The sequence below is a fragment of the Draconibacterium mangrovi genome, from assembly GCF_010586825.1.
Classification (GTDB): domain Bacteria; phylum Bacteroidota; class Bacteroidia; order Bacteroidales; family Prolixibacteraceae; genus Draconibacterium; species Draconibacterium mangrovi.
Genome location: NZ_JAAAGB010000001.1, coordinates 899,844 through 913,656, shown reverse-complemented (window position 1 = coordinate 913,656; position 13,813 = coordinate 899,844). Strand labels below are relative to the sequence as shown.

General features: G+C 44.5%; 9 protein-coding genes and 3 tRNA genes. 9 read left to right on the top strand and 3 right to left on the bottom strand.

Annotation, left to right across the window (positions count from 1 at the left end; all coding sequences use genetic code 11):
* Window positions 1-57 precede the first annotated feature (57 nt).
* Together G4420_RS03635 and G4420_RS03630 are read left to right on the top strand one after the other, a co-directional pair.
* Complete coding sequence (locus tag G4420_RS03635; RefSeq protein WP_163322212.1) at window positions 58-1,287, top strand: M16 family metallopeptidase; 1,230 nt, start codon at window positions 58-60, stop codon at window positions 1,285-1,287.
* Between the two features lie 6 nt (window positions 1,288-1,293).
* Window positions 1,294-1,932, top strand: a complete 639-nt coding sequence (locus G4420_RS03630) for an O-methyltransferase (protein WP_163322211.1) — start codon at window positions 1,294-1,296, stop codon at window positions 1,930-1,932.
* A gap of 369 nt (window positions 1,933-2,301) precedes the next feature.
* Here the strand turns inward: G4420_RS03630 and G4420_RS03625 are convergent, their stop codons facing one another.
* Window positions 2,302-3,621 (bottom strand): PSP1 domain-containing protein, encoded by a 1,320-nt coding sequence (locus G4420_RS03625; protein WP_163322210.1) that lies wholly within the window; start codon window positions 3,619-3,621, stop codon window positions 2,302-2,304.
* A gap of 189 nt (window positions 3,622-3,810) precedes the next feature.
* Here G4420_RS03625 and G4420_RS03620 point away from each other — a divergent pair, with 189 nt between their 5' ends.
* The 7 genes from G4420_RS03620 (at window position 3,811) to G4420_RS03590 (ending at window position 11,673) form a co-directional block, all read left to right on the top strand.
* On the top strand, window positions 3,811-4,959 hold the full coding sequence (locus G4420_RS03620) for an Lnb N-terminal periplasmic domain-containing protein (protein ID WP_163322209.1): 1,149 nt from the start codon (window positions 3,811-3,813) through the stop codon (window positions 4,957-4,959).
* Window positions 4,960-5,085: 126 nt separating this feature from the next.
* Window positions 5,086-7,668 (top strand): DNA mismatch repair protein MutS, encoded by a 2,583-nt coding sequence (gene mutS / locus G4420_RS03615; protein WP_246241520.1) that lies wholly within the window; start codon window positions 5,086-5,088, stop codon window positions 7,666-7,668.
* A gap of 236 nt (window positions 7,669-7,904) precedes the next feature.
* Window positions 7,905-7,977 (top strand) — tRNA-Gly (locus G4420_RS03610).
* 22 nt (window positions 7,978-7,999) lie between these two features.
* Window positions 8,000-8,086: transfer RNA gene (locus G4420_RS03605), tRNA-Leu, on the top strand.
* Between the two features lie 4 nt (window positions 8,087-8,090).
* Window positions 8,091-8,163 (top strand) — tRNA-Gly (locus G4420_RS03600).
* Window positions 8,164-8,838: 675 nt separating this feature from the next.
* Window positions 8,839-10,104 carry a glycoside hydrolase family 5 protein gene (locus tag G4420_RS03595; RefSeq protein WP_163322207.1) on the top strand — a complete coding sequence of 422 codons (1,266 nt, stop codon included), beginning with the start codon at window positions 8,839-8,841 and terminating at the stop codon, window positions 10,102-10,104.
* Window positions 10,105-10,254: 150 nt separating this feature from the next.
* On the top strand, window positions 10,255-11,673 hold the full coding sequence (locus G4420_RS03590; RefSeq protein ID WP_163322206.1) for a sulfatase family protein: 1,419 nt from the start codon (window positions 10,255-10,257) through the stop codon (window positions 11,671-11,673).
* A 79-nt stretch (window positions 11,674-11,752) separates the two neighbouring features.
* Here the strand turns inward: G4420_RS03590 and G4420_RS03585 are convergent, their stop codons facing one another.
* Together G4420_RS03585 and G4420_RS03580 are read right to left on the bottom strand one after the other, a co-directional pair.
* Complete coding sequence (locus G4420_RS03585) at window positions 11,753-12,238, bottom strand: outer membrane insertion C- signal (protein WP_163322205.1); 486 nt, start codon at window positions 12,236-12,238, stop codon at window positions 11,753-11,755.
* A gap of 30 nt (window positions 12,239-12,268) precedes the next feature.
* A complete protein-coding gene (locus G4420_RS03580; RefSeq protein ID WP_163322204.1) occupies window positions 12,269-13,735 on the bottom strand; it encodes a M48 family metalloprotease in 1,467 nt (488 codons plus the stop codon).
* Window positions 13,736-13,813: the final 78 nt, after the last annotated feature.

Here is a 13,813-nt window from a genome sequence, read left to right as displayed (position 1 = left end):
GGTATGAGCTTGCAATCCAATACTTTTTATACTTTTGCACGATTAGTTTAAAAGACAATGGTTGATACTGATTATCTGATACATACATTACATAACGGCATTCGAATAATTCATCAGCAAACCGATTCGCCGGTGGGGCATCTGGGGGTTTTAATAAATACCGGATCGCGCGACGAAATGGAGGATGAACATGGGCTGGCACACTTTATCGAGCACTCGGTTTTTAAGGGCACAAACAAGCGCAAGTCGTTTCATGTGTTGAGCCGTATCGAGGGTGTTGGCGGCGAGCTGAATGCCTATACCACAAAAGAAGAAACCGTGCTGTATGCTACTTTTTTAAGCGAGCATTACGAGCGCACGGCCGAATTGCTGAGCGATATTCTTTTTAACAGCACTTACCCCGAGAAAGAACTCAACCTCGAAAAAGAGGTGGTGGTAGAGGAAATAAATTCGTACTACGATTCACCTTCCGAATTGATCTTCGATGAGTTTGAGGAGCAGGTTTTTGATGGCCATCCCATCGCCCGCAATATTCTGGGAACAAAAGAAAAGCTGCGTTCTTTTAACCGCGATATGATTTTCCGCTTTATTGCCAATAACTACCATACCGATCAAATGGTGATCAGTTCGGTGGGGAATATTGATTTTACGGCTTTGCTAAAAATGCTGGAGAAGTATTTTGGCGAGGTGGAGCAAAGTTTGCGACAGTTGAAAAGAGAGCAGTTTGTGAATTACCAGCCGCAATCAAAAACGGTAGTAAAAGATACTTTTCAGGCGCACTGCGTGATGGGTAATTTGGCTTTCGATTTTAAAAACCCGAAGCGTATTGCCATGGTTCTACTGAACAATGTACTGGGCGGACAGGCGCTAAACTCGCGCCTAAACCTGGCCATGCGCGAACGTCGCGGAATGGCGTACAATGTGGAGTCGGCCTACACGGCGTATTCCGATACCGGTTTGTTTAACGTGTATTTCGGTACCGACAAAGAAAACCTGAACAAAGCGGTGGCGCTGGTGCATAAAGAGTTTGATTTGCTGCGCGACAAAAAAATGGGAGCCGTTCAGTTAAGTCGTGCAAAAAAGCAGTTGATTGGCCAGATTGCCATTTCAACCGAAAGCCGCGAAGATATGATGCTCACCATCGGAAAAAGTTTTATGCTGTTTGATAAGGTGGATCCTTTGCGTGTGATCTTCAAAAAAATTGAGGCGATTAGTGCAGAGGATATCCAGGAAGTAGCCAACATTATACTGGACAAAAACCAGATGAGTACGTTGATTTATAAATAGAAGGGAATGGACAGGCAGAAGGCATTGCACCAATATATTTTGGATCATATCGATGAAGAAGATCCGGTGTTAACTGAACTGGATCGAGAAACGAACCTGAAAGTGCTGGGTGCCCGCATGATTTCGGGGCATTTGCAGGGACAGGTACTCACTATGCTGGCAAAAATGATCCGCCCGAAAACCATTCTTGAGCTGGGAACCTTTACCGGTTATTCGGCTATTTGCCTGGCGAAAGGTTTGCCCGAAGATGGCAAGCTGGTTACCATTGAGGTTGACGATGAACTGGAGACGCTGGCCGCTAAATATTTCGAAAAAGCCGGTGTGGCGCATTTAATCGAACAAAAAATAGGGGCTGCTACAGAACTGATCCCTTCGCTCGACCAATCGTTCGACCTGGTTTTTATCGATGCCGATAAACGCGAGTATGTGCAGTACTACCAGCTGCTAATCGATAAAATGCAGCCGGGTGGCTACATCATTGCCGACAACACGCTGTGGAGCGGAAAAGTGCTGGATAAACCCCGTTTCGATGATACGCAGACCATTGGTATTTTTGAATTCAACAAGCTGGTTAAAAACGATGACCGCGTGGAAAAGGTCATTCTACCACTGCGTGATGGTATGACTGTTATTCGAAAAAAGTAGTTTGTCGCTGTCTTTCCATATATCATTAGAAGGAGTCCGCATGGCGTAAAGGCCAAAAGAGGCCGTTTCACTGTTGTATTGTAAGCTGCAATGAAGCTGGGCCTCGTCCGCCAGCTGGCGGACGGAAAACAAGCGGTGACGGCGTTAAAAAATTACTGATGTTTGAGGAGCCCCGAAGTTTCGGGGGGGCGTTTCAGGAATTTTAGACGGCATCGCGTAGCTTTTCCGAGAGAAGCGGGCGCAGCCTTGGGTTTTGTGTCTACTCTTTGGGCTAAGCCAAAGAGTAGAATCCGCCTGATAAGGCATAAAACTGATTTCTTATGCTCGGTTACTAATATTGAGAACTTGAAATTTTATCAACTCAATTCCTTAGTTGGAATTATTATTCCCCGATGCAGGTTGTGCCTTTTTAGCCTGAAATCCCTGTTTCCGTTTTCTGTTCGGATTGTTATTTCTTCGTTTGTTTGGCCTTTTGTTTTTGTCGCCACCTTCCGAAGCGGTTTGTTTGTTTTGCGCAGTATTGCTCTTATTTTCGAAATTCCGGCCTCCCTTTTTGTTGGTTCCCCTGTTGTTGCGTCGGTTTTTGTTACGCGCAGGCTTTTTATCATCGAAACGATCCAGGCTTTCGTCAAGGGTAACTTCCATACTATTTTGCTCTTTTGGCAGAGCGTTGAAGGTCTGGACTTCGGGTTTTATGCCCCGTTTGTTTTTCTGAATGATATCGCGCACCTGTTTTAACGACAGGTTAAAAGTAGTTCCCATACTTCCTTGCAACCCGTACCAGATCTCTTTCTTCAGGTAATCGGTTTTAAAAGGTTTGGCAATTCCCGATGCCAGTTCAAGGTCGAGTAGTTCGCGCGGGAATTCATTTCCTGCCTCAATGTAAGCGTCAAGTTCGTAAAGCAAACAGCACTTTAGTTTTCCGCAGGCACCGGCCATTTTTTGCGCCGATGGCGACAAACCTTGTTTCAATGCCGCTTCCGACGAAATACTTGAAAAATCGGTTCGCCAGCTCGAGCAACACAATTCTCGACCGCATGAGCCAATTCCTCCAATCAAACCGGCTTCCTGACGGGCACCAATTTGTTTCATTTCTACTTTAATGCGGAATTCGCGGGCATATACTTTAATCAGCTCCCTGAAATCAACACGGCCTTCGGCTAAGTAGTAAAAAATTGCTTTTTTGTTGTCGCCTCTGAACTCAACATCGCCAATTTTCATGTCCAGCCCAAGTTCCTGTGCTGCCTGGCGTGCACGTATCATGGTGGCTTTTTCGCGGCTGCGTGCCTCGTTTAGTTTCTGAATATCGGCATCGGAAGCTTTGCGGTAAACCACATTCAGGTCATAACGCGACGGGTTTTTTATCCGCAGCTTAAATTGTTTTTCGGCCAGGTAACCGGTTAGGGTTACTTCGCCAACATCGTGCCCTGGCGAGGAGGCAACTACTATACGGTCTCCACGTTTTAGCGGAAGATTTTCAACATTTTTATAGTATTCTTTGCGGGTTGACTTAAACTTAACTTCAACAATATCTGATTTATCGGTGGTGTCTGGCAAATCACTCAGCCAGTCGTATCCTTGTGTTATGCTACTTGTTGAATTATTGAACGAACATCCATTACAACTCATATAATCCTCTCTGCTTTCTGTCTGATGCGTGGCTTGCGCATTTATTGCACTGAGCTTCACGCCCATCCTGTAAATAATTCAATGCAAAGATTGGAAAAAAGAATTGATTTTTCTAATCTGGAACAAGTCTAAATTAAAATATTGTATTTTATTTATGCCGGAAATGAGCTTTTTTGTTCCTTTATTGAAAATTAAATAAGGCAGAAAATTTCCATGAATCTCTTGAAGCGGCTTTTAATTGTAGTTTTTGTGGCCCTCGCATTCGATGGGCTGGCATTTCAATTGTCTCCCAATGCAACAGTTAGCATCATTACCTGCAGTCCGGGAAACGAAATGTATTCGGTTTATGGTCATTCGGCCATTCGGGTAAAAGATCCGCAGCTGAATTACGACGTGGCTTTTAATTACGGAATATTCGATTTTAGCAGCCCCAATTTTCTGTATCGTTTTTGTGCCGGGCAAACCGATTACCTGCTTGGCGCTTATCGTTTTGATGTTTTTCTGAATGAATACCGACAAGATAAACGCAGCGTTTTTGAACAGGAACTCAACCTCACAGCGCAGGAAAAACAAGCGGTTGTTGATTTTTTGGTGTGGAATGCCCAGCCCGAAAACCGGGTGTACCGCTATAATTTTTTCTTTGATAACTGTGCCACGCGGGTACGCGATGTAATTGCCGATAACGTAAATGGAGGCATAACATATACCGACAGTGCCAGCCATAAAACCCTGCGAACGCTGATAAAAGATTATCACCACAAAATAAGGTGGCTGAATTTTGGTATCGATTTTTTGGTGGCTGCTGAATCCGATCGGGAGGCAACGCTCGAAGAAGAAATGTTTTTGCCTGATTATGTGATGCAGCATTTTGCAACGGCAAAAAGAAATGATAACGGGCAGGAGATTGCGCAACCGGTTCAGGTACTTTACCAGGCACCTGAACAAAAACAAGGATTGACATGGCTTTGGGGGCCGCTGGTGGTATTTTCGTTGTTGTTGCTGGTGGTAGGCTATTTCACCTGGAAACAGTTTAAGAACAAAAAAATGAAGCCCGCGCTTGATATTGTGCTTTACGGTATAAACGGATTGGGTGGTTTATTGCTTACCTGGTTTACCATTTATTCCGAACATCCGGCAATGAGCCCGAATTACAACCTTATGTGGTTGGTGCCGCTGAGTTTGCTGTTTGCAATTGTTTACTTACGAAAAAAGTGGCGTTCGGCAGTGCGTTATTATCACCTGGTTTTTGCGGTGTGGATGATCATATTTTTTGTTTCATCGCCTTTTATTCCGCAAAAATTTCATCCGGTGTTTTTTATTATGGCAGCAACATTTTTTATCCGCGCACTGGCACATTCTCTGCTAATTCTGAAGTCTTTAAAAGCCGCACGCAAATAACTATTCATCGCGATTGTTGAAAAGTTTGGATGAACAAATTTGTCATGGATTTCTTCCATGCTTTGAAACAGTTATCTTTGCTCAACGATGGCAAAAAATGATAAGAAATATGTAGAAACTCCGCTGATGAAGCAATATTATACCATCAAGGATAAACATCCTGATGCAGTGTTGCTTTTTCGTGTGGGCGATTTTTATGAAACATTTGGAGAGGATGCCATAAAGGCGGCGGAAATTCTGGGGATAACATTAACGCGCCGGGCAAATGGTTCCGCCAGTTATGTGGAGTTGGCAGGCTTCCCGCATCATGCGTTGGATACCTATTTACCCAAACTGGTACGGGCCGGACAGCGGGTTGCGATTTGCGAACAGCTGGAAGATCCGAAAATGACGAAGAAGATTGTGAAACGCGGTATTACCGAACTGGTAACTCCCGGTGTTTCCATCAACGATAATATCCTTGAAAACCGCGAGAATAACTTCCTCGCATCGGTCCATTTTGATAAAAAGCGGGCAGGTATTGCCTTTCTTGATATCTCAACCGGTGAGTTTCTGGCGGCCGAAGGGAGTTTTGAATATATCGACAAATTATTGAATTCGTTTCAGCCCAAAGAAGTGTTGTTTCAACGCGGAAGAGGGAAGGAGTTCAACGATCTGTTCGGGACCAAATTTTACACCTTCAATCTGGAAGACTGGGTGTATACCAACGATGCGGCAAACGACCGCCTGAAGCGGCATTTCGAAACCACTTCGTTAAAAGGATTTGGTGTGCACAGCATGCAGTTGGGCATTATTGCCGCCGGAGCGATTTTGCATTACCTTGATATTACACAACATCAGAAACTAAGTCATATTTCGGGATTGAGCCGGATTGAGGAAGAACACTATGTATGGCTCGACCGGTTTACCATTCGTAACCTCGAGTTGTTTGCACCGCTTCACGAAAGTGGAAAAGCGCTCATCAACGTGATCGATAAAACCATTACGCCAATGGGATCGCGCCTGCTGAAACGCTGGATGGCGCTGCCTTTAAAAGATATCGATCCGATAAACGAGCGGCTGGAAGTGGTGGAGCTGTTTCTGAAAGATCCGGATACAAAAGAAAACCTGGAAGAACATCTTCGCCAGATGGGCGATTTGGAACGACTGATCTCAAAAGTTGCGGTCGGCCGCATCAATCCGCGCGAAGTAGTGCAGGTGAAAAATGCGCTGGCGGCAATTGTGCCGATAAAAGCTGCGTGTGCCGGTGTTGACAATACGGCCTTAAACCGTTTTGCCGAGCAGTTAAATCCTTGCGATTTAATTAGAGCGCGAATTGAAAAGCGGATTGTTGCCGATCCGCCAACAGCCGTCAATAAAGGAAAAGTGATTGCCGAAGGTATCTCGGAGGAGTTGGATGATTTACGAAAGATCGCTTACTCGGGAAAAGATTACCTGGCGCAAATTCAAAAACGCGAAAGCGAGAAACACGGAATTCCATCGCTAAAGATCAGCTTTAACAATGTTTTTGGTTACTACATCGAAGTGCGGAATACGCATAAAGATAAAGTGCCCACCGATTGGATTCGTAAACAAACACTGGTAAGCGCCGAGCGTTACATTACAGAGGAGCTAAAAGAATACGAGCAAAAAATACTTGGTGCTGAGGAGAAAATTCAGGCGCTGGAAGGTAAATTGTTTGGCGAGCTGATTTTTGAGCTGTCGGAATACATTTCGGCTATTCAGCTAAACTCGCACATTCTGGCGCAAATCGATTGTCTCTTGTCGTACGCCACGTGTGCAACAGCTTATAAATATTTCCGTCCGGAGGTGAACGATGCCACTTCAATCGAGATCAAAGAGGGGCGGCATCCTGTTATCGAACACCAGTTGCCAATTGGTGAGTCGTACATTGCAAACGACGTTAAACTCGATCAGGAAGATCAGCAAATCATTATCATCACCGGGCCAAACATGGCCGGTAAATCGGCACTGTTGCGTCAAACAGCATTAATTGTACTGATGGCGCAAATGGGATCGTTCGTCCCTGCCGAAGTAGCGAAAATCGGTTTTGTGGATAAAATTTTCACTCGTGTTGGAGCCTCGGATAATATTTCGCTGGGCGAGTCAACTTTTATGGTGGAAATGAACGAAGCGGCCAGCATCCTGAATAATGTTTCCGATCGCAGCCTGATCCTTTTCGATGAGCTGGGGCGCGGAACATCAACTTACGATGGTATTTCCATCGCCTGGTCGATTGTGGAGCATCTGCACGAACATGCGTACGCCAAAGCAAAAACACTGTTTGCCACCCATTATCACGAGCTGAACGAAATGGAAGGCGCTTTCCCGAGAGTAAAAAACTATAATGTTTCCATAAAGGAGGTGGGCAACAAAGTTATCTTCTTACGAAAGCTGGTGCGAGGCGGAAGTAATCACAGTTTTGGTATCCATGTGGCGGGCATGGCCGGAATGCCAAAATCGGTAATTCAACGTGCCGAGCAGATATTATTGAAACTGGAAGGTGGAAAAGAAAAGGAAAGTTTAAGTAAACCTTTAGAGGAGATTGGCGAAAAACGAGAAGGTGTGCAATTGAGCTTTTTTCAGTTGGATGACCCTGTGCTAAAGCAGATTAGAGATGAAATAGCCGGGCTTGATGTGAATAATCTTACGCCAATAGAAGCCCTGAATAAGCTAAATGAGATAAAGAAATTGACAGGAATTTCTTAATGCACTTCAATAATTTTTGCCAGATAAAAAAATAGCAATATATTTGCATCGCTTTTGAAAAAGCAAGTTCATTAAAATATGCGAGAATAGCTCAGTCCCGACAAACCAGAAATCTTTGATTTCATCGTTTGCCGAGGATGCTCTAAAATCAATCAAATTATAAATTTGAGTTTTTCGGCATTGGTAGAGCACAACTTTTTGGCAGAAGTTGAATATCGGTATTTGAAAAATATTTTGCGAGAATAGCTCAGTTGGTAGAGCACGACCTTGCCAAGGTCGGGGTCGCGGGTTCGAGTCCCGTTTCTCGCTCATTCACGATAATGCAAAGGATGCCCGGGTGGTGGAATGGTAGACACGTTGGACTTAAAATCCAATGATCATTATGATCGTGGGGGTTCAAGTCCCCCCCCGGGTACCAAATTGCGAGAATAGCTCAGTTGGTAGAGCACGACCTTGCCAAGGTCGGGGTCGCGGGTTCGAGTCCCGTTTCTCGCTCTTTAAGGCTTCACAATTTGTGAGGCCTTTTTTTATGCCTTTGAATTTAGAATTCGTTGTTGCTGGGCATGTAGTATTCTGTAATGAGATTGATTTAACTTGTTGCAAAACCTGTAAATTCAGAAATTTTCCCTGCCGGGGGCCTTCATCTTTGCCTTGAAGCAAAGACGAAGCAGAAAGTTCAAGGCTGCTTTTAGTCTTCACTCTCCGTTTTCATAAAACCTAAATTCGGACGGGTGATCTCCTCGCTTACTCGGAGCTTCCCGCTCTCATTAAGGTTTTATTTTAACTCCATGCGAAGACCAAAAGAGGCCGTTCCACTGATGCAATGTCAGCTGCATCAGTGGAACGGCCTCGGCCGGTGAGCCGGAAAACAAGCGGTGGCAGCGTAAAAAAATTACTGCTGTTTGAGGAGGGACGACGAGTTTTAGGAATTTTAGCTGACATCGCGTAGCTTTTCCGAGCGAAGTGGGCGCAGCCTTGGGTTTTGTGTTTACTATTTGGGCTAAGCCAAATAGTAAAATCTGCCTGATAAGGCATAAATCTGTCTGAAATGTATTAGTGGCTAAGATCTTCCGCAAATAGCTTATCTGGTTTTGGTATTTTAGAATTGAAAATGCTTTTCACTTTCCCAACATTATTACTATTTTCACCACAAACCAATTAAACTATACCATGCAAAAACAAATTCATCTATCAATTTGGGTGCTGTTTATGAGTGCCATTCTGTTTTCATGTCAACCGGCGCAGCAAAAAGCAGAACCTCAGGCTGACGCGACACAATTTATTACCATCAACGGGCCTGACCTGATCGCACCCAACGGAGAAAAATTCTTTATCCAGGGAATAAACCTTGGCAACTGGCTGAATCCGGAAGGTTACATGTTCAAGTTCCAAAAAACAAGTTCGGCACGGCTTATCGACGAGATGTTTCGTGAAGCAGTGGGCCCCGATTTTACCAACCAATTCTGGAAACAATTCAAAGATAATTACATCACCCGCGAAGATATCCGCTACATAAAAAGTACGGGTGTGAATTCCATTCGCCTGCCGTTTCATTATAAACTGTTTACCGATGAAGATTACATGGGGCTTTATTCCAACCAGGATGGTTTTGCGCGCATCGACAGTTTGGTGGAGTGGTGTCGCGAATCGGAGCTGTACATTATTCTGGATATGCATGATGCGCCCGGAGGACAAACCGGTGCCAACATCGACGACAGTTACGGTTACCCGTGGTTAATGGTCAGTGAAGAAAGTCAGGAGTTGTTTGTGGAGATCTGGCGAAAAATAGCCGATCGGTATAAAAACGAGCCAATTATTTTGGGCTACGATCTGTTGAACGAACCCATAGCCACCTATTTTCCTGAAGATGAGGCGATGCTCAACAAACAATTGGAGCCTTTGTATATGAAAGCGGTTAAGTCCATTCGCGAGGTGGATACTAACCACATTGTTTTGCTGGGTGGTGCCCAGTGGAATGGTAACTTCACAGTGTTTACCGATTCGAAATTCGACGATAAGATAATGTACACTTGTCACCGTTACTGGTGCGATACCTTGCAGGCAAATATTCAGGATTTTGTTGATTTCCGCGACTCAGTGAATCTCCCCATCTATATGGGTGAAACCGGCGAGAATACCGATGAGTGGATTGCTGCCTGGACCCGCCTGATGATCCGAAACAACATCGGTTATCATTACTGGCCCTACAAAAAAATGGGAAGCCCGCGTTGTATGGTAACTATCCCAACACCCGAAAACTGGGATGTGATTGTAGATTTTGCCGAAGGACCACGCGATACCTACGAAGCAGTGCGGGCAAATCGCCCAAATCAGGAGCTGGTTAAAAAAGTGATGATGGAATACATCGCGAATATTAAATTGTCGAAATTTGAAGTAAACGAGGGCTACATTCTGGCGATGGCTATGGAGCCGTAATGATCTTGATTTTCTTTTTAAAAAATACTTTATAAAAAAATCAAAAAGTCTGGCATTTGTTTGAACTTCCCAAATTGAATGACGATATTGGTCGCCCTATCCTGCAGTGCGCAGAAGGAATACTGATACAAAAATTCAAATCCATTAATCATGAATTTCAAAATTAAACTGTTGTTATTGTTTTGTGGGATTTTCTCACTTGCAAAAGTTCAGGCTCAAGATGTGAAGAAGCCCAATATCATACATATTCTTGCCGATGATGTGGGTTTTGACGACCTGAGTTGTTTTGGCTCGAAAGACATTAATACGCCCAACCTGGATAAGCTGGCGGCAGAAGGAATGAAATTTACGAGTTTTTACGCGCCACACGGCACATGTACCCCATCGCGGGCAGCCACTTTAACCGGAAGGTATGCGCCAAGGGTAAATAATGGCACTGGTTTGTACGTATTGTTTCCACATTCGAAACACGGACTGGAAGACGAGCTGGAGGTTTCAATCACCGAATTGCTGAAAGAACAGGGCTACACGACCGGATTATATGGGAAATGGCATTTAGGGCACTTGCCGCAATATTTGCCTTGTGTTCATGGTTTCGACGAGTTTCTGGGAATTCCTTATCCCAACGACCATGGCCCGGAGCGCATCGGAAATTCGGGATGGCGGCCAAATGGCATCAGCGATCCGGAAATTCCGTTGATCGAGCAGGCACAGATTATAAAGCGATGTGATAATAATGATCTGGCCGAGTTGCCGGCATTATTTACACGCGAAGCCTGCAAGTTTATTTACAGAGCAACACAGGAGGAAAAACCGTTCTACCTGCAATATGCGAATATTGAGACGCACACGCCCTGGTTTGTGCCAAAAGGTTTCGAAGGGCAAAGCAAAGCGGCTGCCTATGGTGACGCTGTTGAATACCTCGACCGTTCGGTTGGCATCATTCTAAATACTTTAAAGCGACTGAAAATTGAAGACAATACCATTATTGTATTTACATCGGATAATGGCCCTTTGGTGCACCGCGACGAAGAATTGGAAAATTGCTATGGCAAATTTGGTTTTACCGACCCTGACCGCGAACATATTTTGCGCGAAGGCAAATACCAGGAGCGCTACGAAGGTGGAATCCGGGTATCGTGTATTATGAAATGGCCGGATGTAATTCCTGCTGAGACGGAATGCGATGTGCCGGTAACCGGAATGGATTTGTTTACCACTTTTGCCAACATTGCCGGTGCGGAAATTCCTGCCGACAGGGTAATCGATGGTAAAAATATTTTGCCTCTCATGAAAAATGAAGCAGGAGTTGCTGCACCTCATAAGGCTGTGTATGGTTTTACAGCAACAGGAAAGCTAATGAGCGTCAGATACAAAAACTGGAAACTGATTTTGCCGGGAGAACACTGGACAGGAAATTTGGATAAAGCACATCTATACGATGTAGAAAACGACCCGGGTGAGAAAGAAAATGTTGCTGATAAGAATCCCAAAGTGGTGGAAACGATTTTAGCAATGGCTGGTGAGGCAACGGACGCTATTAAAAACAATAAACCAATACCGGAATAGGGTTCAATCCTAACGAAAAATTACAGCATAAAAAAAGCGTGCCACTGGCACGCTTTTCTTTTTATTTTACTTCAATGGTTTATTCAAACACATAGCGGATATTCAAACCAAAACCTCCCCAGTGGAGGCTGGTTTCGTCGATAACTTCCAGCGACGGGCGGTAGTCAAGCCCAAGGGCGATCGGGATATTCACAAAGCGGTATTCAAGTCCGATTTCAAAGGCAGCCCCCAGGTTAAAATTGGTTTCGCTGTCTTTTACGCCCTCCTTATACACCGTTTCATCTAAAATTGCCAGGTACGGTCCAACGCCCATATACCAGTTAAATGCTTCGTCGGTTATCGGGCGGTACAGGAAATCCCAAAGCAGGTCGGCAGCAACACCATCGCCAAACGAAAGGTCGGCATGCAGGCGGTTAAATTCTCCTGTCGAAAAAATTCCGTCAATAGCAACGCTACCGGCCGAAACATCTCCAAAACGCACCCCCAGTTCCTGGGCGTTTCCAATAAAAATACCTGTAACAGCGAAGATGGCTGTTAATACAATTGTTTGTAATGTCTTTTTCATTTTAATAAAAGTTGTTTTCTGAATTTTAATTTATTTTCCTAAAATTTTAATCATATCTCCACGTTTCAACACATCGCTCAATTCGCGGTTGTTTAGTAAGGCCATTTCTTCGAATTTATCTTGCGGAACTTTGTAATAAGCGAAAGCATCTTTTAACGAAACCGTTGCACTATTGATAGAAATTACCTTTATCCGGTCGGGTTTGATATTCAGTTTCGAAGCATCGGTAAGTCGCGCAAAGTTTTTCATTGTCGACTCAAACGCGGGTTTGTAGTTGCTAAAATTCGCATCCAAACAAAGGCCATGGAAGGTATAAACCATTGCATCTTTTTCGATAAAATACGACAGGATTTTTACCACCTGCTCTTGACCTGCATCGTTTTGCGATACCTGGTCCGAAATTGTTGCAACAGCATTCAGGCCGTTCAGAGTCAGGTTGCTTTTGTCTACCAGCGTAAGTTTTAAGTCGGATATCGTTTTTTGTGCAACCGCGTCGGCACCTTTTTCCTGCGACAGCTCAAAAATCATAGCCGCATTTTTGTCTTCAGGAACAATCTGCACCTGAAGCGGTGAATTGATCAGTGTCCAGTTTTTGGGTATCGGGAATTGAAAGGCCAGATCGGGGTGATAAAACATGCTGTTCTCAACAAAACCGTGGCGTGGATTTTCCCCATACACAATTCCATCGATCATTTTAAGATATTCGTCGGTGTTTACCGCGTAATTCTGTTGGGGCAATTGAGCTTGCCACTCAGCAGTAGTTTGTTTTACCGCAATATTTCGCTGCCCCGGATCGGGGTGTGTCGACATCCAGGTGGGAACACCTTCGTGGCTGCTTGCCATCTGCATTTTGTTCAACACCTCAAAAAAGTCGGCCATTTTATTGGCATCGTAGCCAATCTTCGATGAGTATTCAACGCCCAGTCGGTCGGCTTCTCGTTCGTTGGCACGGCTAAAACTTAAAAATAGAAGTTGCATTGCGGCCATAGCTTCATTGGCAAACTGTGCCACTTCGGGTACGGCTACCATTCCGGCGGCAAGGGCAACCTGGCTAAGTTGTTGCCTCGTTTGTTGTTGCGCCGTGTGGCGAGCGGTAACGTGTCCCATTTCGTGTCCCAAAACACCCATCAATTCAGCTTCGTTATTAAACTGGGCTAAAATTCCGCGGGTTAAATAAATGTATCCGCCCGGCACGGCAAAAGCATTTACCACCGGCGAATCCAAGAGCCTGAAATGGTATTGCAGGTTAGGGCGATGCGAAATCTTCCCCATTTCTGTTCCCTTTTTGGTAATAAAATTCAGCAATGCTTCATCCTCATATAAACCAAATGTTGAAATTACCGTCGGGTCGTATTGCGTTCCCAGTGCAACTTCCTGCTCTTCCGACATCAACATGAGCTGTCGCTGTCCGGTAACCGGATTAACGGCGCACGATGGGATCAGCAGTAATAACGAAACGGTTAAAAGAATTACCGAAAGTGTTTTGATTGTTTTCATTTTTCCTGAAATTTTGAAGTATGGTTAAGAATTCACATTTAAAGGTGTCAAATTGTTATTTATAGCTTGCCTGTATTC